Raw genomic sequence first — 22,240 nt, forward strand, 5'->3', positions numbered from 1 at the left:
ACTTTCCTCAAAAAGTAAAAGCAACTATTTCGCGCCAAGCAGTTCGGCATGACGGTAGCAGCTCACCAAGTGATCATTGACCATGCCGGTAGCCTGCATGTGCGCATAAACAATGGTAGATCCCACAAACTTGAAGCCCCGCTTTTTCAGATCCTTACTAATCAAATCGGACAGAGCGGTTTTGGCAGGAAGCTCAGCCAGAGTTTCAAAATGATTCACGATCGGCTTGAAATCAACAAACGACCAGATATACTTGTCAAATGAGCCAAACTCCTTTTGGACTTCCAAAAAACACCGGGCATTGGTAACGCTGGCTGCCACTTTCAACCGGTTACGGATAATACCTTCATTTTGCAGGAGTTCCTGCATTTTAGCATCACCATAAGCAGCCACTTTTTCCGGATCAAAATCATCATAGGCCTTGCGATAATTTTCGCGCTTGCGTAGCACCGTCAGCCAGCTCAATCCGGCCTGTGCGCCTTCCAGCAACAAAAACTCAAACAACTGCCGGTCATCATGAACAGGGACTCCCCACTCCTGGTCATGGTAGTCGATGTACAAATCATTATTCAGGCACCAGTCGCAACGATGTTTCATTGGTCTAATTTTTGTAAAAAATTCAAAATTTGAATAAAAATACGAAAAACAAAGTGATCCGGGTTTAAATATTATTTTTGCTCTTTGTAAATTGCGCTGCAAGAATCGGCTTCAGTATAAAACAACTAAACCAAAGCGTGCGGATGTGACTCCTTCAAAGCACTGAGAGCAAACAAACCAGGAGCTTAAGAGAACAGACACATCTTTCAACTTTGCAAGTAAAGACTTAATCGATGAAAATCAAGTTATCCCTCTTATTTTTACTGCTTTCAAATCTGGCGTTTAGTCAATTAAACATCAGCCACTATATTCGGGTAGGACAAACCCGCATCCAGATTGGCAACTATGTTGGAGCCATTGAAAACTTTAACATTGTTATCAAATTTAAACCCCAACTGCCTGAACCTTATTATTATCGCGGAGTGGCCAAACACCAGCTGGAAGATTTCAGGGGGGCTATAAAAGACTACAACACAGCTATCAGTATCAAGCCCTATTACCCCAACGCATTTATGCACCGCGGGCTGGCTTACCTTGAACTGAAAGACTACGATGCTGCCATTGATGATTACAACCGGGCACTGGAACTGGATCCGAACAATGAAGCGATTTACAACAACCGGGGGATTGCCAAACTTTCGCTAAAAGATATTGACGGAGCCATTGCCGACTATGACAAAGCCCTGGAGCTTAACCCCAATTTCATCAATGGGTTCATCAACCGAAGCAATGCCAACATCCTGAAAGGCGATATTAGAGAAGCTATTCGCGATTTGAACCGTGCCATCATCATCCGTCCGCACTACGCCAATGCTTATCTGCTGCGCGGACTGGCCCGTTTTGAGCTGGAAGATTTTGCAGCGGCTCTGCGCGATTTTGATCAAACCATCAAACTGGATCCGCAAAATGCCTATGCCTACAACAACCGGGGGATCGTGAAGCAGCGGCTGGAAGGTTACCAGGGTGCCATTATGGATTATGACATGGCCTTGTCGATCAACCCCACTTTGCCGAATGCCTATTTTAACCGGGGAATTGCCAAAGAGATTCTGGAACAGCCCGGATTTGAACAAGATTACCAAGTGGCTGCCAAGCTTGATCCGCGCTTAAACATCCGGCAGCGTGCACTGGAAGAAGATGCCTTGGCACAACAGCAACAAGCATCTCAAGGCCAACAGCACTCAACCTCAGCCGGGCAACAACAAGCACAAAACACCCAGCAAAAACCGCCGGCCCAAACGCCTCAACGTCCCAACACCCAGCAAAAAAAAGAGGAAAAGCAAGAGGAAACCCAGGAACAACGCGACCGACGCCGTTTCCGGCTCTCGCTGGCAGACACACGTAACCTACCAACCGACGAAGACGAGGAAATTGAAGACGGACGAATTCAAAACCGAAATATCATCATTGAATTACAGGATATTTTTGTGATCTCCTCATACAGCCAAAACAAGGTGGATTACGACAGGCTGCAGTATTATAACCTGTCGCTGGAAGAGTTGAACCGTTTCAACAACTACACCCCACAAATGACAATCAGCAATAGCGAGAACGCTGATTTTGAAGAATACTTCAGAAATAACATCCTGTACTTCAACGAAAAAATAAAAACCAATGAAGTCGCCGAACACTTTCTGAACCGCGGAATCTTCCGTTTTCTGGTTAAAGAGTACAGCGATGCAATGGATGATTTCAACAAAGCCATTGAACTGGATGAGAAAAATACGTTGGCTCATTTCAGCCGGGCCAACTGCCGCACAGAGATGGTTCAGTTGCTGGAGTCGCTGCCCGATTTTTCAGAAGACTTAACAATCCCTGTAGGCACTTCGAACAATGCCCAAAGTCAGCATGAAGAGTTTATTCATGACTACGAAACAATTCTGGATGACTACCAGGTTTGTGCGTTTATCGATCCCAACTTCCCCTTTGCGTATTACAACAAAGCTTATATTCTTTGTAAGCTAGGGCGTTACCAGGAAGCCATTCGCAACCTCGATAAAGCCATCGAATTGCAGCCCGACTTTGCAGAGGCTTACTTTAACCGTGGGTTAACCAAGATCTACCTTGATGAACTGGAGGGTGGTGCCAGCGACTTAAGTAAAGCCGGAGAGCTGGGAATTCAGGATGCTTACAACATCATCAAACGCTATTGTAACTAACCACTTGCAGCGGTTAAAAAGAATAAAGGGCGACCAAAGCGCGCCGAGAAGAAAAACGAAGTAACTTTGCGGCAAACATTTTTTAAAGCATAGATTAATGAGTTTATCTCCACTTGCAGAACGACTGCGTCCCAAAAAACTGGATGACTACATTGGACAGGACCACCTGGTTGGTGAAGGAGCTGTTTTGCGTAAAATGATTCAATCAGGCAACATTTCTTCCATCATTTTATGGGGACCTCCGGGCGTTGGCAAAACCACGCTGGCCAAAATCATTGCCAATACCCTTGACCGGCCTTTCTACACGCTTAGTGCCATCAATTCGGGGGTTAAAGATGTTCGGGATGTGATTGATAAAGCCCGTAAACAGCAGTTTTTCAATCACCCCAACCCCATTTTGTTCATCGACGAAATTCACCGGTTTAGCAAGTCGCAGCAAGACTCACTGCTGGGAGCCGTGGAACAGGGAACGGTTACGCTCATTGGCGCCACCACCGAAAACCCTTCTTTTGAGGTCATCTCGCCCCTGCTTTCGCGTTGCCAGGTTTATGTGCTGCAACACCTGGACAAGGAAGGACTCATTAAGATTCTGGATCTGGCTATTCAGAAAGACACCGATCTGAAGACGAAGGACATTGTGATTGAAGAGTACGAGTCGCTGCTTCGTTTTTCCGGAGGTGATGCCCGCAAGCTACTCAACATTCTGGAGCTGGTGGTACTGGCCGAAGAAGGTCCCAAAATTGTCATCACCAACGACAAGGTCACCGACCGTTTGCAAAGTAACTCGGCCATTTACGATAAAAACGGAGAAATGCACTACGATATCATCTCGGCCTTTATCAAAAGTATCCGAGGAAGCGATCCGGATGCTGCAGTATACTGGCTGGCCCGCATGATTGAAGGAGGTGAAGACATCAAATTTATTGCTCGTCGGCTGCTTATTTCAGCCGCAGAAGATGTCGGCCTGGCCAATCCCAATGCTTTGTTGCTAGCCCAAAGCTGCTTCGATGCCGTTCATAAAATCGGACCGCCCGAATCTCGCATCATTTTATCGGAATGCACCATTTACCTGGCTACCTCCCCAAAGAGTAACTCGGCTTACGAAGCTATTAATATGGCACAGCAGCTGGTAAAACAAACCGGCAACTTACCGGTTCCGCTGCATATTCGAAACGCCCCAACCAAGCTGATGAAACAGTTGGGCTATGGCAAAGAATACAAATATGCCCATGCTTATGAGGGGAACTTTGCTGAACAGGATTTTCTACCTGAACAGATTAAGAAGGAACGCTTGTACCGTCCGCAACAAAATGCTTCGGAACTAAAAATTAGGGAACGCCTGAAAGCCTGGTGGGGCAAACGTTTTGAACGATAGCCCTTTTGCAACCTTCGTTTTCGCGAAGGCTCAGCAGTATTAAAAGCGGCTGGGAGTAATTGTCTGGAGCTCGGTTAATGCTGAAATAGGGCAAGATGCCAACACGCTAAAAACAATTCGACAAATCGGTTGTTTTTCTGAAAAAAGACAGTCCAAGACAATTCAACCAATGGGAAAAACAGCGTGCAAAAAGAAGGATTATGAAGAACCTGAAAATCCAAAATATTATTGTAAAAAGTGCCTACTGAAAGCCAAAAAGGAAAGTAAAGTTTGTAAACCAAAAAAAATCAAATAGCCTGTTATGAAAAAATGGCTTCTCTCCTTCGCGGCCTTGGTTTTTATTTTTCAGTCTTATTTTTCACATGCTCAGGACACCTGGCAGCAAAAACCAGCTAGTTTGCTGAATGATTCTGTCTTTTCGATTGATGAAGTCACCGTGCATGCTTTTCACTACGAAAGAAAGCTGCAAGAAGTGCCGGCAGCCATTTCCATTCTTTCGGCCAAACAGCTGGAGCAAAATGCCCTGCAATCCATTGATTTTGTATTGAACCAAGTGCCCGGCGTTTACATGCAAAGCGCCAGCCTGACCACCAATCGACTGACTATTCGAGGCATTGGCAGCCGCACGCCTTATGGTTCGAATAAAATCAGGGCCTACTATGCTGGCATTCCGCTAACCAACGGTGTGGGCGAAACCTCAGTCGAAGATTTAAACCAGTCAATTTTATCCAGTGTTGAAATCATAAAAGGCCCTGCTTCGGGCTTTTATGGTGCAGGCTTAGGAGGTACGCTGCTGTTTGAGGCGATTCACCCAACACAAAACCGCTTTGTGGTTGATTACGGTCTGGGCTCGTACCAAACCCAGGAGTTTAACGGAAACCTTTTTCTGACCGGAGAAAAGAACAGCAGCCAACTTGCCATTGAGAAGCTGAACTCGGCTGGCTATCGCGACAACAATGCCACCGACCGGGTTAACCTGAACTATGTAGGACGGTTTGAAATTGGAAAACACGAACTAAACTTTTTGGTAAACCATACCGACCTGAAAGGCTATATTCCGAGCTCACTGGATTGGGAAACTTTTCAGCAAAACCCACAAAGCGCTGCTCCCAACTGGGCGGCTATCCGGGGATATGAAGACTACCAAAAAACACTGATGGGGACTTCCCTCCTGTCGGAATGGAGCAACAACTGGCGATCGACCGTCAGCCTGTTTGGGCAAAACAGAGCCGCTGATGAATTACGCCCTTTCAATTTCTTGACGGAAGAAAGTCGTTATTATGGCGGTCGGGTCGTGCTTGAAAAAACAATTCGAACCCGCCAAGGAAGCTGGAAGCTGATGCTAGGCAACGAAAGCTTTTGGGAAGACTACGACTGGAGCACCTTTAAAAATGCAGACAATGAGCCTACCGATGAAATTCTGTCTGACAATCAGGAAAAACGCAAATACCTCAATTTTTTCGGACAGGTGGATTACCTGCTGACCAGCCAACTGCGGTTTTCTGCCGGACTCAATCTGAATAAAACACATTACGACTATACCAACCTTCTGGAAACAAGTGGTGAACAGTCGGGCAAACACACCTTCAACGCAGTACTTTCGCCACGGTTGGCCATCAACTATACCCTCAGCCAAAACCACAACCTTTATGCACAGATGAGCCATGGGTTCTCGCCGCCAAGCCTCGAAGAGACGCTGCTTCCCGAAGGAGGACGCAACACGGATATTCAGCCGGAAACAGGATGGAATTATGAGTTGGGCAGCCGGGGGCATTTATTTGACCAGTTCTATTACGACGTTTCAGCCTATTTTATGGCCATAAAAAACCTGCTGGTTGCCCGGCGCGTTGGCGAAGATGCCTACCTGGGAGTGAATGCCGGAAAGACGACTCATCCCGGGTTTGAATACTACCTGCAGTTCAAACTTCCAACAATGGGTACATTTATCCAACACCAGCTTACGGCCAACGGAAGCTATTCGCCCTATTATTTTGTGGATTTTGTAGATGGTGAAAACGACTATTCAGAAAAGAAACTGACCGGAACTCCGCGCTACCAAGCCAATTGGGGTTACCACTTCAGTTTCAAACAATGGGCCCATCTTCAACTGCATTATCAGCAAGTGGGCAAAATCCCTTTGCGCGATGACAATTCGGTTTATTCGGATGCTTACGGGCTACTGAACGCCAACCTTCAATTTTTAAAATCATGGGGCAATTTGCAGGCAAAAGCATTGTTTGCCATAAACAACCTCACCGATACACATTATGGTTCGATGGTCCTGATTAATGCCAGTTCTTTTGGCGGAAATGCTCCACGCTACTATTATCCGGGCGCACCTCGAAACTATAGCTTTCGACTGAAACTGACCTACCTTTTCTAAGGTACAAAACCAACGCCTCTGCGAAATGATATCTTGATTATGGTTTCTTTGAAAGTAGCAATCTGGCCTAGATCACGAATTTAAGGTTCAGGCCTAATACATCGGAGGGCCTCCATTGGCCGTTACGTTTTGTTTCCTGCCAAACGTAATAAGCATCAACTTTAAGAATGTCAAGCTCCAACAAATGCAAACCACCATACACACGAGTCAAATACAGTCGCTCATTATTGAGTTTGGTAAATAATTCTTCACCAATATATGGTTTGGGACACCCCGGAAAAGAAGGGAAATGAATAAAGATGTTGTGGTAATACCGAAAATGTGCTTTGCCTTTGCTAAAGGTACGGTATTCAATCCGGTTCGTACTTTTGCAGTTCACTTTCCCGAATTTGTAATGCACGCCTGTCAGAAACTGAGGACGATACTCGAGGATATTTCCGCTCAGCTTTCCAATTTCTGCTCCGCGAAAAGAAAGCCCCAGGTTAAGCCATGGGTTCATTCGTCGCGAAACGGTAAAATCCACATAAGTAAAATCGCGAAAATTGTCATTGGCCCGATATTGAACTTTTGCTTTAAAACTGAACGTATAGTTTTCATCCAACTTCAAACCAAATCCGGTTTCCTGCCACAAATAAAAATCCCGTTCTTCCTGAGCAAACAGCGCTTGACTACCCAAAAGAAACAAACAAAAAACAATAAGCTTTCTAACCATTTTTCTCCCTCTCATTTTCAGCCCGCAAAGATAAGCTTTCGTTTAAAATTAGATATATTCGTAAGCAGAAATCATTTCAAGCTTAATACTATGAAAACAATCATCCCCTTTGTCTTCCTGCTTTTGTTTGTGCTGCTGTCCGGATCATCAGCAACGGCTCAACCGGCAAACTCCTTAGCCTCATTGATCAAGCAAAAGGCAGTGCTGGAAAAAGTAGCTTCGGGCTTTTCGTTTACCGAAGGCCCTGCTGTCAACTCGAAAGGGGAAATCTACTTTACGGATCAGCCCAACAATAAAGTTTACATCTGGAACGAAAAGGATGAAATCAGCACGTTCCCGGTAGACGGTGAACGAGCTAACGGACTGTACTTCGATCAGAATGACCACTTGGTAGCCTGTGCCGACTACCGGAATAAGTTGATTCGTATTGATGCGCAGGGCAACAAAACAGTATTGGCCGATGGTTTTAACGGCAAGCACCTCAACGGCCCCAATGATTTATGGATTCATCCCGATGGTACTATTTTCATCACCGATAGTTATTACCATCGCCCCTGGTGGCCCGAAGGGCAGCAACAGGAGCAAGATGAACGGGCTGTTTACCGGGTATCTCCTGAAGGGGAAATAAAACGGGTAGCAAGCGGTTTTAAAATGCCCAACGGAATTGTTGGAACGCCCGACGGCCAAACCTTATACGTTGCCGATATTCAGGATGGAAAAATCTGGCAATATACCATACAGGAAGATGGTAGCCTGACCAACAAAAGCTTTTTTGCTCCTGAAGGATCGGATGGAATGACTATCGATGATAAAGGCAATGTTTACCTGACCAATAAAACAGTCTCAATTTACTCTCGTAACGGAGTAAAACTTGGTGAAATTGCGGTTCCCGAGCAGCCTGCCAATATTTGCTTTGGCGGAAAAAACCAAAAAACACTGTTTATCACAGCCCGCACTTCTGTTTACAAACTCAGCATGAAAGTTCAGGGTGTCCATTAAGCACTGGCGATTATTCTGAAAGCAAGACAATTACTCCTTTTTTACTGCCAAACAAATAGAAAAGGGTTGATGGCATACTTGTATGAATTTCTGCTAAGCCCACCGAAAATTCCTTTCCCAAAATGATCGTTCATGAGTCGGGAGCGGTCATTTACCCCCCTAAAACATGCCGTTCATGAAATAAACTACTTTATATAATGCCCATTGAATTAATTTATTAATTTTGTGACGACTAATTTCAAAACTAAACTCTGTGAGTATCACTCTTTTATCAAACATCATTCTTAGTTTTATTATTACTTACGCTGTCATTCCGCCCATTGTCAGGGTTTCAAAAGCTAAGAACCTAATGGATGTGCCCGATCAACGCAAGTTGAACAAAACGGTCATTCCAACATTGGGTGGCGTGGCCATCTTTATTGGGGTAAACATTAGTACACTGGTTTTCCTTCCCAACATTCGTTTAACAGAGCTACGTTTTCTGTACGCCGCCATCATCATGATGTTTTTTACCGGTTTAAAAGATGATTTGCTCATCATTTCAGCCCGTAAAAAACTGATGGTTCAAATTGCTGCGTCCACCCTTCTGGTGGTGCTCGGTGGTTTCCAAATCACGCAAGCTTACGGTTTGGGAGGCATCAGCGAATTCAGCCCCTGGGTAAGTATTCCATTGTCAATTATGGTGTTCCTGTTTTTGATTAACGCCGTCAATTTAATTGATGGAATTGACGGGCTGGCTGCCGGCATTGGCGTACTGGTGAGTGCTACGGTCGGTGTCTGGTTTTATATGACAGGCTTTATTGGCTATGCCATTATCAGTACTGCACTTGCAGCTAGTCTACTAGCATACCTGCGCTTTAACCTTTGGGGAAACAGCAATAAAATATTTATGGGCGATACCGGTTCGCTTATCTTAGGTGTTTTGCTGGGAGCCATCATGATTAAATTCAACGAACTAAATGTACTCACGGCCAATCCGTTTCATTTTCAGCAGGCGCCGCTATTTGTTGTAGCCATGCTAATTGTTCCGATTACGGATACCTTAAGGGTGTTTGCCGTGCGTATATACCATAAAAAGTCGCCGTTTTCACCCGACAACAATCACATTCACCACTTGCTGATTAAAGCCGGATTGTCGCATATTGCAGCCACTGCTTTCCTGATTGGCTACACGGCTTTGTTTGCCTTGCTGGCCTTGACTTTTCAGCTGTATATCAATATTTCTGTCAGCTTCATCCTTTTGCTTAGCATGAGTTTTTCAGCCATCGGTTGGCTCAACTACAAATCAAAACAATACCAGAAAAACCAGGAAAAAGCAACAGAAGAAGAATCCAGCAAAATTATTCGTTTGCTGCCACTTGGCACAAAAGTCGCAGAAGAGCCAGGCAAACTCTCTAAAAAGAAACTATTGAAAGTGTAAAAGAAGCGAAATCAAACAAACAACAATTCTTTCATATCAATCAAAAGGAGGCCATCAAAAGTCTCCTTTTTTTATTTCACAAACAGGCACTTCTTGCCGAATACGAATCCAGTTTCGTTCAATTGGTATAATTTACCATATTAAAATAGTTTCGTTCCGAGGCCTCTTTCTGGGCAATAATTCCTAAATTGGAAAACAATAAAAAAATGAAGTCATCATGAAAAATGAAGATCAACTCATTCCTGTTTATACCGGGAGCCAGGTTTCGGTTGTACTACTGAAAGCTAAGCTGGAAGACATCGGCATTCCGGCAATTATCCGTAACGACTTTCAATCAGGGATTGCCGCCGGATTTGGAGTTAGCACGCCCAACGCCGTTGACTTGTACATTCAAGAACGAGACCTGGAGCAGGCTGAACCGATTCTTCAGAATTTTAAGGAATAGTTACAAAAAACACATTCGAAAAACGACAAATCAGATTAACCCAAGAATTATGAATAAACAACTAACCGACACGCTAATGCATGTGCTTTTGGTCTTGTCTACCGTTAGCATTTTAGCTGGAGTGATATTCAAAATACAACATTATCCCTATGGAAGCGAACTCATGTATTATGGGCTGATTGCCCATTTTGTAATTGGCAGCCTGGAAATGAATCGTTTGAGAAAGAGGCTTAAAGAATTGCAGGGAACCCCAAAAGCCCCGGAAGAGACCAATTCAAGATCTTAAAATACACCGTACGAATCAGAAGCCGGAAGCTGGATTACTCCAGTTTCTTGGCTTCGTCCCAATATTTGTCCATTTCGGCAAGCGATAAACCTTTCAAGTCCTTCCCTTTTTTCAGGGTTTGACTTTCGAGGTAGTTAAAACGTTTGATAAATTTCAGATTCGTTCGCTCCAAGGCAGCTTCCGGATCAACACCATAAAGTCGGGCTGCATTGACCATGGCGAAAAACAAATCGCCAAATTCGGCTTCAATTTCATCGCGGTTATCAGCTGTCAATTCGTCCTGCAACTCATTCACCTCCTCTTTCACCTTGTCCCATACCTGCTCCGGATGCTCCCAGTCGAAACCCACTCCGCTGGCCTTTTCCTGTATCCGGTTGGCTTTAACCAAAGCTGGAAGTGAAGCAGGGACACCTTCCAACACCGTTTTCTTTTTGCGCCCCTTTTCTTTCAACTTCAGGCTTTCCCAGTTTTGCTCTACCTCGCGGGCATTGGTTACATCCACCTCTCCGTAAATGTGCGGATGCCTGTAAATCAGCTTTTCATTCAAACTGTTGATCACATCTGCTATGTCAAAAGCCTTTTTCTCCTCTCCAATTTTAGCGTAGAACACAATGTGCAGCAGCACGTCTCCCAGCTCTTTCTTGATTTCCTGCAGGTCAGCCTGCAAAATAGCATCCCCTAACTCGTAGGTTTCTTCAATCGTCAGCTTTCGTAACGATTCAAAAGTTTGCTCCCGATCCCAAGGACATTTCTCCCGGAGTTCATCCATAATTTTCAACAACCTGCCAAAAGCTTCCAGTTTTTCATTCATCTGCCTGCACCTTTTATTTTTGAATGATCAAAATTACAATCTTTCTTTAGAAAATAGGTCTTCGGGGTTCTTTTGAACCAATTTCGAACCTGTCAGGCTCAACCCAAAAACAGAACAAAGGAAGACCTCGGTCAAAAGCCTTGCTTTGTTCAAATCCGGATAAGTAATACATAATAGAACCTGACGAGCTATAAAACCGGTTTTAGTCCACCATATTCAATACCGTCCGTCCTTTCAATTCTCCACGAAGCATTAAGTCAATCTTATCATTGAGCTCATTCAAGCTGATTTCGGTACACGTATCGGCTAAATTATCCGGTTTCCAGTCGTTTGCCAATTTACTCCAAACCTGCTCCCGATAGCGCATCGGATAGTTTTGAGAATCGATTCCAATCAAAGTTACCCCCCTCAAAATGAAAGGAAACACCGTTAGCTCAAGTTTTGGTGAGGCCACATTGCCACAGCAAGTAACCACCCCCATGGGGTTTGTTGATTTTAGTATATTTTCTAAAATAACTCCACCCACCGTATCTATGGCTCCGGCATAAACAGGTTTTAATAGCGGCTTATTCGCCAAAGCTTCAAAATCGCTTCGCAGGATAATCGTATCAGCTCCCAACTTCATCAGAAAATCACGCGCTGTTTCTTTGCCGGTAATGGCTGCTATTCGATACCCCAGTTTATTCAGAATGGAAATACTTAAAGCTCCTACGCCACCCGTAGCCCCCGAAACAATGATTTCGCCATCCTCTGGCTCGATTGTTTCAGTGAGTCTTAATACCGACATCCCGGCTGTCAAACCAGCTGTTCCAATAATCATTGCCTCTTTCATGCTCAGGTTTTCAGGTAACTTAACCGCCCAATCTTCAGGAACGCTGATCAATTCGCTAAAACCGCCATCGGTATTCATTCCCAAATCATAACTGGTTACAATGACTTGATCTCCTGATTTAAATCGGGCCGACTTCGAAGACAACACTGTGCCAACCGCATCAATACCGGGCGTATGCGGATATTTCCGGGTAACACCTTTATTACCGCTCGCCGAAAGCGCATCTTTGTAATTCAGCGAAGAATAGTGAACCTTAATCAGTAAATCGCCCTCAGGTAAGTCACTTACTAACTTTGATTTTATCTCTCGTGTAAAAGCCCCATCCACTTCCTCAACGACCAATGCTTTAAATGTTGATTGTCTATTCATGATTACTATTTTATCGTTTTAAGTAACTTTACGGCAAAGTTCTATGAAAATATACAGACCAACAAGAACTCACACCAAGTACGCTTACGAACATTTCATACCGTTTTGTTCTGCCACAGGATATTGAAAGAAAAAATAAATGAAAAAAAGTTATTGTCCGATAGATACGTTCATCAATACAATTAAGGGAAAAAGAAAAGGAACGATTATTCTTCATTTGTTTCAGGGGAAGAAGCGATACAGTGAATTGGTAAAGCTTTTGCCGGACATCAGTGAGCGCATGCTCACCAAACAACTAAAAGAGCTGGAGGCTGATGGTTTGATTAGCCGAACGGTATATCCGGAAGTTCCACCTCGCGTAGAATATAGCCTAACCGCACTTGGTGAGGAAATACAACCTGTTTTAAAGGGAATGTACAAGGGCGGTTTGCTTTTTGAAAAGAGCATTGCTAAAGACGAAGACTAATTCCCATAGTCCCAACTGAATGCCTCATCATTTCAGGAACTATGAAAATGAATGCCCCCGGAGAATGATAAAACCTATCTTTGCCGGTATCTAAAAGAAGCAAAGCAATGAGTAATGCCGTATCCCGAATTTTATTGAAACATGATGAGCGTATTATCGCAAGCCGCCAGCTAAAAGCCCGTCCGGCCATTTTTGTTGAACCACCGACAAGCCTGCATCCTGAATTACAAAATTGGATGACACAAAACGGATACGAAAAACTCTACTCGCACCAGGCTGAAATGTTCGAAAAAGCATACGCCGGCAAAAGTGTCGTGATTACCACCGGCACGGCCAGCGGAAAGTCTTTGTCGTTTTACCTGCCCGTGGTGCAACGCATTCTGGAAAATCCAGCACGCCGGGCTATTTTTATTTACCCAACTAAGGCCTTGGCGAAAGACCAGTACCGCAACATCAAAGAGTTTGTCGCATTCTTTGGCAAAAACAAAATACAAGCAGGCGTTTATGATGGTGATACGCCTCCCAATGAGCGCAGCCGGATTCGTGAGCAGGCCAACATCATTCTGACCAATCCGGATATGATGAATGCAGGCTTTTTGCCCAACCACAATAAATATGGGTTTCCGCACCTATTTGCCAATCTCGACACGCTTGTGATTGATGAGCTTCATGCCTATCGTGGCGCATTTGGTTCGCATGTTTCCAATGTATTTCGACGGTTGTTGCGAATTTGTGATTATCATGGCAACCGACCTCGCTTTTTATGCAGTTCGGCAACCATTGCCAATCCACAGGAATTGGCTGAAAATATTTGCCACACCCCCTTTGAACTGGTTGATCAGGATGGATCGCCCTCGCCGACCAAACACATTCATTTCTTTCAACCGGAATATTTAGAAAAAGCCCAGCGCAAAAAAGCAGTTACCGAAGAACTCAAAGTGCTACTCCCCCAGTTGGTGCTGTCGGGCGTCCGTTCCATTACCTTTTGTCAGTCGCGTCGCGAAACCGAGATTGTGACCAAAGAGAGTCGCGACATTTTGGCCTCCGATCCAATGGAATATGGCATCAACATGTCCGATAAACTATCAGCCTATCGAGGAGGATATACGCCTGTAGAACGAACCAAAATTGAAACAGACCTGGTTGAAGGGGCTCTGCTGGGAGTTGTTTCAACCAATGCACTGGAGCTGGGGATTGACATCGGAAGTCTGGATGCCGTTGTAATGGGTGGATTTCCAGGAACACGTGCCAGCTTCTGGCAACAGTTAGGCCGGGCCGGAAGAAATGGCTCTGAGGCACATGCCATTGTCTTGCTCAAAGAGAAACCCTTGGATCAATACGTGGGGAAACACCCCGACTGGCTATTACAAGCCGATTCTGAGAATGCCATCATTGACCGGGACAACCTTTATATCCAGCTGGCTCATATTCGGGCAGCCTCTGCCGAACTGCCATTAACCATTGACGATGTAGCTTCATTTCCCGATTTGGGTGAAATAATCCCTTTGTTGCAGCATGAAGGTGAGCTGGCTGAACAAAACAACACTTATCAATGGAGTGGAGACATTTCGCCTGCACATGAAATCAGTTTGCGCAACATTACGGGCGACACCATCAAAGTGGTTGACATGGAAAAAGAGGAAACAGTAACGGTTGTTGATCTGATTCAGGCTAAAAAAGAATTTTACCCGGGAGCTATTTATCTGCACGATAGCGTTCAGTACAAATCAATCCGTTTAGATCTGGAGAGCAAAACTGCTTTCATCAAAAAAGTCAATTCAAACTATTATACCGAACCACACAAGCCGGGAAACATAACCATTTTAATGGAACATGAGCAACACAAAGAACAGCGAATCAATCGTTACTTCGGCGATGTGCGGGTGACCATATTGATCACCGGTTTTAAAATGGTCGAATTCAATACACATCAAAATCTGGGGTTTACCGATTTGTCGGAGATTTTACGCACAAAAATGGAAACAGAAGCCTGCTGGATTGAAATCCCCGAAAATGTTGTACATACATTTGTGGCTACCGGCAAAGCTCCTGCGCTGGAACAAGGAACTCCTGAAGGAAAAGTGCCACGGTTTGATTACACCGAAGGCCTGGTTCATTGCATAAAAGCAGCGGCTTCGATGCGGGTAATGGCTACCGACAGTGATCTGGAAGGTTCTGTCCTTTCATTTGTTGATGCAGAAACCAAGCGAACCAAGTATGCTGTGGTATTGTATGACGGCTATCCCGGTGGACTGGGCTTTTCTGAAAAAGTATTTGATTACATTGATCAGATTATTCAAAATGCAGGCATTCTGGTAAAAAGCTGTAGCTGTAAAACCGGGTGCCCGGTTTGTGTGGGCGATCACCGGATTGATAAAAAACTGATTCTTTGGGCTCTCCGTAATTTCTATAAGGAACTGCAATCGCCTTTGGCCGGAGTGGATCTAAAAGGCCCTCGGAAAACGAATTTGCCGATAATAAAGTGGGACGCAATTAAAAGCAATTGGGAAGGACTACTGGACCGCTTCAATCAGGAATCCCGCTTCGGGGCTAAGTTTCTGAAAGAGGTGAGCCGAGTGGAACAATCGGCCGAAAAAATCACCTTGTATCTTCCTCCGGCCATATTGAAAATAGCGAACACTGAAACCGTTATAAAAGGCTTGAAAAAAGAATTATCAGCCGTGGTTGATGTTCCCGTTTCGTACACTTTAAGCTTGCAGGCCGCCAGTGAAACAGACTTGCGAAAAGAGCTGAAGATTCGTCGGATGATGGGTGGTCAAAAAGAGGATTAAGCGCTGCCCGCAATTTTTTCCAGCAATACCTTGGCAAACGCTTTGGAAAAGGATTTTTCTCCTACAGCGTCGAAATTACAAATCAGTTCCTTTTCCTCAACGGCAATCACTTTGCCTGGGCCGTACTTTTTGTGTTGCACCAACATGTCCTTCTTCCAAAGGTCGGACTCGTGCTCTTCCGAAACGGGTTTAGCAACATCAGCAGCCGAAACGCTTCGCTTTAGCAGCGTCTCAGGAATGGCATTCAGAAAATAAGAAGGTTTTGGTTCGACATGACGCAGCGTGGGTTGCGCATACCAGCCAATCTCAACCTGATTTTTTCCGCGGGTTATTGCAACAAACAAAAGGCGCTTCTCTTCTTTCAGATTTTCACTCCCGCGTTGGTGGCGGGCTAAAGGAATGATCCCGGTATTCACCCCTGCCAGGTACACCCGATCAAACTCCAGGCCTTTCGAAGCATGAATTGTGAGCAAGTGCACGCCCTGGCCCTTTTCCTTAATCCGATCGTTAATCTGAAACGATCCTTCCAACACAACCTGATCGATGGCCACATGAAAGATTGAAGTTGCATCTCCCCACCCCTGCTCTTTCCGGTAGCGCGTCAGTTGCTCCCAGGCTTCAGTTATGGCAGCCAGGTATTCCGCATGATGAATTGAAGTAGGCTTCAGAATGGAGCGAATCTCCAGAAAGTCGATGAGCTGCTCTACCGAGGCATCGGTCTCGGGCAAAAATTCGTCTTTGAAACGTTCCAGTTGATCTATCAGCCGAACATGGACTGTTGCCGGCTGTTTTAGCGTGGAAATATAATCACGAATTGCTCTCAAAACAGAGGTTCCCGTATTCCGTTCCCGGAGAGTCTGAATGAGCTTTTTGCTTCGTTTACAGGTTCCAAAATTGGGGTCGCAAATCAAGGCCAAACAAGCATCAAAATCATTCGGATTGATAGACACTTTAAAAATTCGAAGTAAAAATGCCTGCGCCGGGTTTTCGTGCAATTCGCTTCGCTTTACCAACTGATACGGAATAGCAGCTTGCTCCAGTACTGTTTCCACAATTTTGATTTGTTGATGGGTGCGAAACAAAACAGCAACCGTATCCAAGGCAACCTGCTGCTTTTGCAGGCTAAGCAGCTTCTCCCGCAGGTAAAAGGCTTCCTGCTGATCATCAAAGTGACGGATAATTTCGATAGGAGTTCCACTTTGACGGGTGGCAATCAGGCTTCCCTGGTTACGCTGAAGCAAGGTTTCTGCAGCCGAAAGAATGGTGCCCGTACTCCGGTAATTTTGCGGAAGCTCCATCCAAACAGCCTCCCATTTGGGGTGCACTTCCTGAAACAGATGTTCCCTGCTCCCCCGCCAGCCATAGATGCTTTGGTTTTGATCGCCCACCACAAACAACTGAGCATCCTTGCCTCTTAACAACTCAATCAACTGAAGTTGTTCTGCATTGCAATCCTGAAACTCATCCACCACAATCCACTTGGGTTGAAGGCTCTGCTGTTTCTTCATTAAGGTGTTGCACAAGCTGATTAAATCATCGAAGTCCATGGTGTTGGTGCGGCGCTTCTCTTGCTCTGCCAGAAGTGACAATTCTGCAAAATCATCCTCATACTTCATGTTGCCCATGGTTGTTTCACCATTCTGGTGGAACTTTTGCCAACGTTTTGCCAACTTGTTTTGATATTTAATCTCCAGGTTCTCCTGAACAATCAAGCGTTGCAGAAAGGCCTGTTTTTCCGGTTCATCCATGATCATGAAACCGGGTTTAAACCCCACTTCAGGCAACAGGGGATGTTCCTGCAAAAGCTGACGGGCCACCGCATGAAAAGTGCCAAAGTAGCGCAACTGTTCGTTCATGCCAGCATCCACTTCACCCAAAAAAACAGCAATTCGCTCTTTTATTTCGCGGGCCGCCTTGTTGGTAAATGTCAATACCACAATCTGCTCAAAAGGAACTTGCTCAACAAAATGAAGGTAAAAGATTTTAGCAATCAGAACGGTGGTTTTACCACTGCCCACCATGGCTGAAAGGAGGACATTTGGGGCCCGATGAAACACAGCATGCCGCTGATGTTTATTGAGGCGTTCAAAAGTATATCCCAGTTTCGCATCAATTTGACGAATCCGTTCAATCTCCTGCTTGTAATCAGAAACAGGCTCACTGATAACAGGTATAAACGTTGGCTGCACACCCGTTACATCTGCTTCAAAAGCCTTGGCAAGCTCATCAAAACTATCTTGCCGGGCACCTTTTAGTTGCGAACGAAGATGCTTATAACGCATAAATTGATGATTGAAGCCACAAATTTAGAGCAATATTTTGGCTCACAAAATAAAGTGAAACCCAGCCAATGATTTATTGGTGGAGTTGGCTGCTGAGAACTAAAGACATCCTCAACAACCAACTCCACAAAAAACAGCTGTCCCAAGTTCAGTTTAGCGCAAAACCAAGCACCTCTCCGGTCCTATTTTTCATCCCAAAAAGAGCCTTCTGCTTTCATCTGCTTTTCAAAGCGCTCTAATTCGGTTAACAGTTCTGACACTTTTTCGGGATGCTCGCTGGCCACATCGATTCTTTCGCCCAAGTCCTTTTCAACCTGAAACAACAAAGGAGTCTCCCGCGATGCCGTAAAACCATAGTTATTTTTGGTTTGCGAGCCAATGCGAATGTGCAATTTCCACGGGCCTTTCCGGATAGCAGAAGCCTGATTGTCGGCATAGGAATAGATAAAATTAAAGTCGTCGGGCTGACCGGGATATTTTTCAGGCATCAGTATCGAACGAATGTCTCGTCCATCAATGGTGCGATCCTGCGGCAAGTCAACACCGGCAATTGCGAAAATTGTTGGCAATATGTCTAAGGTGCTGATTGGTGTTTGCTCGTTGCGGTTTCCTTTGATTTTGGCAGGCCAACTGATAATACCTGGTACACGATGTCCGCCTTCCCAGGTTGAGCCTTTACCATCGCGAAAAGGAGTGGCATAACCAACCTGCAAACGCGTATCGCCATACTTCGATTCGGACTTATCACTGAAAAGAATCCACGGGCCATTGTCCGAAGAAAAAATAACAATGGTATTGTCGCTCACACCAACCTCTTCTAAAGTTTGACAAACCGCGCCAATGGCTGCATCAAGTTCTTCCATCACATCCCCAAGCGTTCCATTGCGCGAAATACCTTTAAACTTGTCACTGACAAAAAGCCCCAGGTGTGGCATGTTATAGGGAATATAGGCAAAAAACGGGTTTTCCTTATTGCGTTTAATAAAATCGATGGCGGCTTTGGTACACACCCCGGTCAAGGACTCCGAAGCTTTTACATCCGATGGCAGATTTTTAGCAATTAGGTCATATCCGGGAATCGGGTTGTTCCCCTGTGGATCACTCTTCAGAAGCATGGAATTACTGTAGTCGTGCGACACATTGGTTCCAATCCATTCATCGAAACCATGCGCCAGCGGCAAGGTTTCCTGCGAAAACCCATTGCCCTCATTCGGCGATCCCAAATGCCACTTGCCGAACATGCCGGTTTTATACCCAACCGACTTCAGTCCCTCGGCCAGCGTAATTTCCTTTTCATGAATATGCCTAGCTGATCCCGGGCTAATTACCCAAGACCCTAATCCCGAGCGCCCCGGATAACGTCCGGTCATCAAAGAATAACGCGATGCGGAACAGGCTGCTGTGCCCACATAAAACTGCGTGAAGTTGACGCCACTCTCCTTCAGCTTCGAAATATTTGGTGTCTTTATAGTCGGGTTACCATTATGGGCAAAATCTCCATACCCGCTGTCGTCAAGATAAAACAAAACCACATTGGGCTTGGTATTTTGTTCAATCTCCGAATTATTACAAGCCCCTCCAAAAGCGAGCAGGAAGATTCCTAAAAATTTAAACTGCGTGATTTTCATGATGTACTGCGTATAAATCTGATTTATTTTTTTTTTAGCTGGCGGCCTGTAATGACCGCCAGCAGTATTTCCTTTTTAGTTCGTAAATATCCAAACAGCGCGTGCCTGACTAAAAGTTTGCTTAGTTAACGATCACTTCGTCGGCAAAGATCCATACCGGCAGGCCGGCAGCGTTGTGCCATACCGGAGCTTTACTTACGTTTTTGGCGGCAAGCTTAAGGTAGCGGGCCTGAGTTTCCGGGAAGCTGGCTTTAAAGTACTCCAGGTCGTTCCGTTTACTGTCCTTGCTGATTGGTTTCTGGGTGGAAACAGTTTGAAGTTTCCGGAAGTTGTTGTTGTCGTTTGAAGCAGAGAAAGTCACCGATTTTGGGAAGAACACAATGTGGTTGGTTACCTGCAGGAAGCCAACAGAAATATTGCTAAAGCTCTTGGCCTCTCCTAAATCAATCACTACTTCCATATCATTCCCTTCAAAGCCCAGCCAGTTGGCAAAAAAGTTACTGCCACCCAAAGCGCCGTCGGTAAGTACTTGGGGATTTTCGTCGGCGTATTTCTTTGGTTGGGTGAGTAGCTTCACTTTTGCTCCTCGTGCCAGGTTTGGTTGAGCGGCCCGTTCCAGTGTTTGCTCAAAAGCACTCAGGTATTCATCGACGGTGTAGCCCATTTCATTCATCAGGCTGATCTTGGCCTGCTCACAGCTGGATGCAAAACGATTGAGGCGTGTCTGCACATCGGGGGAGATGGTTCCGTCAGCCAGCAATTGGTAATCCGGCGACATCCCATTGCGGGCCATTTCCAGTTGGGCATAGTCCGTACTGATCCGTGCGGTTCGTACCCGTTGCAAAACAGCAGGCTTGTCGGCAACAGCTGCTTCTGCCTCATCAAAAAAGGCATTGTACTGTTTGAGCAGTTCAGGCGAAAGGAAGGAGTTAAAAGCCTGGGCTGGGTCGCCGTACAGGTATAGGAAGAAATCCGGATCGCTTTCTAAGGATGCATGAACCAAGTCAATGTATTTCTTGATGGCAGGGCCGGCTTCTTCGTAATATCCCTGCATAAATTCGTTGATGATGGCCTCGACATCCAGATCAGGATTCCACAAAAGTTTAGCTGTTACATAGGAGCGCAACTCAAACAGTTCACTTGGATTGTGGCTGTGTTGTTCAAAAATCCAGGTGGCGTGGTTATCCCTGAAAAATTGGATGTTAGGTTGCAGGGTATTCATATTTGGGAAAGGAGCCAGAAAGTTGGTAAACTGAGTGGTATAATCCCAAATGCGAATGTGGTCGGTCAGTTGTTTCCATCCGATGAGGTCTTCAGCGAAATCGCTGCATTTTTCTTCGATTGGTGCACTCCGGTCGCATTCAATGGAGCAAAGGGTGACCAGCACATTGTCAAGGGGCTTGGTTTTGCATGGCTTGCGGGTGTATTGGTAAGCCAAGGTTGAAATGGTTTTATCCGGAAATGCCTGAGCAACGGCATTCACAAAACGAATCATGCTGCCACTGGGCGAACCTTCTTCCTCATCAATCTTTTGACAGTTCTCGCATTGACAATGCTGTGTGTTGTCGTTTTGGCTTACCGAAATCACTTGGGCATTCGGGTATCGGTCAAACCATACTTGTACGGAGTCGATAACAATTTTCAGTACCTCCTGATTGGTTAAGCACAATTGGGTTGGGAGTCGCTTCTTGCCCCGCAGCGCATAGTATTCAGGATGCTTGTCGTAGAAGCTGAGCTCGGGAACAAAGCGGTGAAAAGTGTGCACCCGGCCTTCAGGAACATAGCCCGGAAAGGCTTCGGTAGTCACTTTTTGATGATCAGCGAAGGCATGGTCTTCGTAGAACAAGCGGGAATGGACCGTTCTGGTTGTAATCTCGGGCGTGTACACCAGGTTGACCGGAAGAGCCAAGCTGATGGTTGAACTGCTCGGTACCTGCTCAACGCTCGGCGAAAACCATCGGCAGCCTACATATTGCTCGAGAAACTCGTAAACAGCGTAGCCTGTACTTTGTGCATCGCCTCCCGAGATGAGCAGGTTTTTTCCCTCGGTTTGAATGGAAATGGAATGTGCCTGAGGTAAGCCCGTGTTCGTATAAATAACAATTGCAGGGGAGGAAGGAGCTGCATCGCTTTCCATTACAATGGGAAGCTTGACGCTTGATGCTTTTTCCAGGTAATGTTGAAGTTGCTCTGCTGCTTGCTGGCAGGCCTGATCATTAATCTGGATTTCATAGTTGGAGCGGCCATTTTTGATGATGGCCAGTTCGTTTTTGGAGGTACAAGCCCCCAAGGTAGCTACGGCTAGTAGGATTAAGAGTAGTTTTTTCATTCGAATTCGTTTATAGTGAGTTAATGAATCATCCGTGTAATTGGAGAACTCCCCATGCTTGAGTTTCGTACAACGAAGTTAGAAAAAATATCAGGAGCCTGAACGATAAACAGGAGCGGATAAAGGGTTTCAGCTTTTTTTCACACTGGAGTAAAAGCGATAGAAAAGGGATCCTGCAACGGTTATCTTCCGGATTCACTGATGAAATGTTCTCGTATTTTCCCCTTCAAGGCGCTGCGTATTAAGCATTCATTATGAAGCCAGAAAAGTGGCGACTAATGTCTCTTCTTTTCAACTTAAAAATGTGTAATATTGCCGCCTCAAAAAACAGAGGGAAATAAAGTAGGGTGAGGTA

Annotated in this window: 16 protein-coding genes; 9 read left to right on the plus strand and 7 right to left on the minus strand. The window is 45.3% G+C overall.

What is annotated here, in order from left to right:
- Positions 1–24: 24 nt before the first annotated feature.
- Positions 25–597: a DNA-3-methyladenine glycosylase I gene (locus ACRD6K_RS04760; RefSeq protein WP_430972273.1), complete on the minus strand. Its 573-nt coding sequence runs from the start codon at positions 595–597 to the stop codon at positions 25–27.
- A gap of 233 nt (positions 598–830) precedes the next feature.
- On the opposite strand from ACRD6K_RS04760, the gene ACRD6K_RS04765 reads away from it, so the two are divergent.
- From ACRD6K_RS04765 to ACRD6K_RS04775, 3 genes are all read left to right on the plus strand, one after another.
- Positions 831–2,756 carry a tetratricopeptide repeat protein gene (locus ACRD6K_RS04765; protein ID WP_430972274.1) on the plus strand — a complete coding sequence of 642 codons (1,926 nt, stop codon included), beginning with the start codon at positions 831–833 and terminating at the stop codon, positions 2,754–2,756.
- A gap of 97 nt (positions 2,757–2,853) precedes the next feature.
- Positions 2,854–4,131, plus strand: a complete 1,278-nt coding sequence (locus ACRD6K_RS04770; protein WP_430972275.1) for a replication-associated recombination protein A — start codon at positions 2,854–2,856, stop codon at positions 4,129–4,131.
- Positions 4,132–4,432: 301 nt separating this feature from the next.
- The gene (locus ACRD6K_RS04775) at positions 4,433–6,514 is read left to right on the plus strand and encodes a TonB-dependent receptor (RefSeq protein WP_430972276.1); all 2,082 of its coding nucleotides are present in this window, start codon (positions 4,433–4,435) and stop codon (positions 6,512–6,514) included.
- Between the two features lie 67 nt (positions 6,515–6,581).
- Here ACRD6K_RS04775 and ACRD6K_RS04780 read toward each other — a convergent pair whose 3' ends face one another.
- Positions 6,582–7,226: a DUF2490 domain-containing protein gene (locus ACRD6K_RS04780; protein WP_430972277.1), complete on the minus strand. Its 645-nt coding sequence runs from the start codon at positions 7,224–7,226 to the stop codon at positions 6,582–6,584.
- A 90-nt stretch (positions 7,227–7,316) separates the two neighbouring features.
- Here ACRD6K_RS04780 and ACRD6K_RS04785 point away from each other — a divergent pair, with 90 nt between their 5' ends.
- The 4 genes from ACRD6K_RS04785 to ACRD6K_RS04800 all read left to right on the plus strand — a co-directional run bounded on the left by ACRD6K_RS04785 (position 7,317) and on the right by ACRD6K_RS04800 (position 10,376).
- Positions 7,317–8,225 (plus strand): SMP-30/gluconolactonase/LRE family protein, encoded by a 909-nt coding sequence (locus ACRD6K_RS04785; RefSeq protein ID WP_430972278.1) that lies wholly within the window; start codon positions 7,317–7,319, stop codon positions 8,223–8,225.
- A gap of 253 nt (positions 8,226–8,478) precedes the next feature.
- On the plus strand, positions 8,479–9,645 hold the full coding sequence (locus ACRD6K_RS04790) for an MraY family glycosyltransferase (RefSeq protein WP_299582196.1): 1,167 nt from the start codon (positions 8,479–8,481) through the stop codon (positions 9,643–9,645).
- Between the two features lie 217 nt (positions 9,646–9,862).
- Complete coding sequence (locus tag ACRD6K_RS04795) at positions 9,863–10,090, plus strand: putative signal transducing protein (RefSeq protein ID WP_299582193.1); 228 nt, start codon at positions 9,863–9,865, stop codon at positions 10,088–10,090.
- Between the two features lie 49 nt (positions 10,091–10,139).
- Positions 10,140–10,376, plus strand: a complete 237-nt coding sequence (locus ACRD6K_RS04800; protein ID WP_430972279.1) for a hypothetical protein — start codon at positions 10,140–10,142, stop codon at positions 10,374–10,376.
- A gap of 34 nt (positions 10,377–10,410) precedes the next feature.
- On the opposite strand, the gene mazG is transcribed toward ACRD6K_RS04800, so the two are convergent.
- Positions 10,411–11,187 (minus strand): nucleoside triphosphate pyrophosphohydrolase, encoded by a 777-nt coding sequence (gene mazG / locus ACRD6K_RS04805; protein WP_430972280.1) that lies wholly within the window; start codon positions 11,185–11,187, stop codon positions 10,411–10,413.
- A 202-nt stretch (positions 11,188–11,389) separates the two neighbouring features.
- A complete protein-coding gene (locus tag ACRD6K_RS04810) occupies positions 11,390–12,388 on the minus strand; it encodes a YhdH/YhfP family quinone oxidoreductase (RefSeq protein ID WP_430972281.1) in 999 nt (332 codons plus the stop codon).
- 139 nt (positions 12,389–12,527) lie between these two features.
- On the opposite strand from ACRD6K_RS04810, the gene ACRD6K_RS04815 reads away from it, so the two are divergent.
- Together ACRD6K_RS04815 and ACRD6K_RS04820 are read left to right on the plus strand one after the other, a co-directional pair.
- On the plus strand, positions 12,528–12,854 hold the full coding sequence (locus ACRD6K_RS04815) for a winged helix-turn-helix transcriptional regulator (RefSeq protein WP_430972282.1): 327 nt from the start codon (positions 12,528–12,530) through the stop codon (positions 12,852–12,854).
- A 107-nt stretch (positions 12,855–12,961) separates the two neighbouring features.
- Entirely contained in the window at positions 12,962–15,646 is a 2,685-nt protein-coding gene (locus ACRD6K_RS04820; protein ID WP_430972283.1) for a DEAD/DEAH box helicase, read from the plus strand.
- On the opposite strand, the gene ACRD6K_RS04825 is transcribed toward ACRD6K_RS04820, so the two are convergent.
- From ACRD6K_RS04825 to ACRD6K_RS04835, 3 genes are all read right to left on the minus strand, one after another.
- Positions 15,643–17,928 (minus strand): ATP-dependent helicase, encoded by a 2,286-nt coding sequence (locus ACRD6K_RS04825; RefSeq protein ID WP_430972284.1) that lies wholly within the window; start codon positions 17,926–17,928, stop codon positions 15,643–15,645. The two genes, ACRD6K_RS04820 and ACRD6K_RS04825, sit on opposite strands and share 4 nt — an antisense overlap.
- Before the next feature lie 182 nt (positions 17,929–18,110).
- On the minus strand, positions 18,111–19,556 hold the full coding sequence (locus tag ACRD6K_RS04830; RefSeq protein WP_430972285.1) for a sulfatase family protein: 1,446 nt from the start codon (positions 19,554–19,556) through the stop codon (positions 18,111–18,113).
- A 121-nt stretch (positions 19,557–19,677) separates the two neighbouring features.
- Positions 19,678–21,885, minus strand: a complete 2,208-nt coding sequence (locus ACRD6K_RS04835; RefSeq protein WP_430972286.1) for a glycoside hydrolase family 20 protein — start codon at positions 21,883–21,885, stop codon at positions 19,678–19,680.
- Positions 21,886–22,240: the final 355 nt, after the last annotated feature.

Source organism: Sunxiuqinia rutila (assembly GCF_050589705.1).
GTDB classification, from domain to species: domain Bacteria; phylum Bacteroidota; class Bacteroidia; order Bacteroidales; family Prolixibacteraceae; genus Sunxiuqinia; species Sunxiuqinia rutila.

What these genes read in the sequence shown, in the direction of transcription:
- ACRD6K_RS04830 (WP_430972285.1), bottom strand. Translation starts at nt 19,556, where the DNA reads ATGAAAATCACGCAGTTTAAATTTTTAGGAATCTTCCTGCTCGCTTTT.
- ACRD6K_RS04785 (WP_430972278.1), top strand. Translation starts at nt 7,317, where the DNA reads ATGAAAACAATCATCCCCTTTGTCTTCCTGCTTTTGTTTGTGCTGCTG.
- ACRD6K_RS04780 (WP_430972277.1), bottom strand. Translation starts at nt 7,226, where the DNA reads ATGGTTAGAAAGCTTATTGTTTTTTGTTTGTTTCTTTTGGGTAGTCAA.
- ACRD6K_RS04770 (WP_430972275.1), top strand. Translation starts at nt 2,854, where the DNA reads ATGAGTTTATCTCCACTTGCAGAACGACTGCGTCCCAAAAAACTGGAT.
- ACRD6K_RS04820 (WP_430972283.1), top strand. Translation starts at nt 12,962, where the DNA reads ATGAGTAATGCCGTATCCCGAATTTTATTGAAACATGATGAGCGTATT.
- ACRD6K_RS04835 (WP_430972286.1), bottom strand. Translation starts at nt 21,885, where the DNA reads ATGAAAAAACTACTCTTAATCCTACTAGCCGTAGCTACCTTGGGGGCT.
- ACRD6K_RS04810 (WP_430972281.1), bottom strand. Translation starts at nt 12,388, where the DNA reads ATGAATAGACAATCAACATTTAAAGCATTGGTCGTTGAGGAAGTGGAT.
- ACRD6K_RS04760 (WP_430972273.1), bottom strand. Translation starts at nt 597, where the DNA reads ATGAAACATCGTTGCGACTGGTGCCTGAATAATGATTTGTACATCGAC.
- ACRD6K_RS04795 (WP_299582193.1), top strand. Translation starts at nt 9,863, where the DNA reads ATGAAAAATGAAGATCAACTCATTCCTGTTTATACCGGGAGCCAGGTT.
- ACRD6K_RS04775 (WP_430972276.1), top strand. Translation starts at nt 4,433, where the DNA reads ATGAAAAAATGGCTTCTCTCCTTCGCGGCCTTGGTTTTTATTTTTCAG.
- ACRD6K_RS04825 (WP_430972284.1), bottom strand. Translation starts at nt 17,928, where the DNA reads ATGCGTTATAAGCATCTTCGTTCGCAACTAAAAGGTGCCCGGCAAGAT.
- mazG (WP_430972280.1), bottom strand. Translation starts at nt 11,187, where the DNA reads ATGAATGAAAAACTGGAAGCTTTTGGCAGGTTGTTGAAAATTATGGAT.
- ACRD6K_RS04815 (WP_430972282.1), top strand. Translation starts at nt 12,528, where the DNA reads ATGAAAAAAAGTTATTGTCCGATAGATACGTTCATCAATACAATTAAG.
- ACRD6K_RS04800 (WP_430972279.1), top strand. Translation starts at nt 10,140, where the DNA reads ATGAATAAACAACTAACCGACACGCTAATGCATGTGCTTTTGGTCTTG.
- ACRD6K_RS04765 (WP_430972274.1), top strand. Translation starts at nt 831, where the DNA reads ATGAAAATCAAGTTATCCCTCTTATTTTTACTGCTTTCAAATCTGGCG.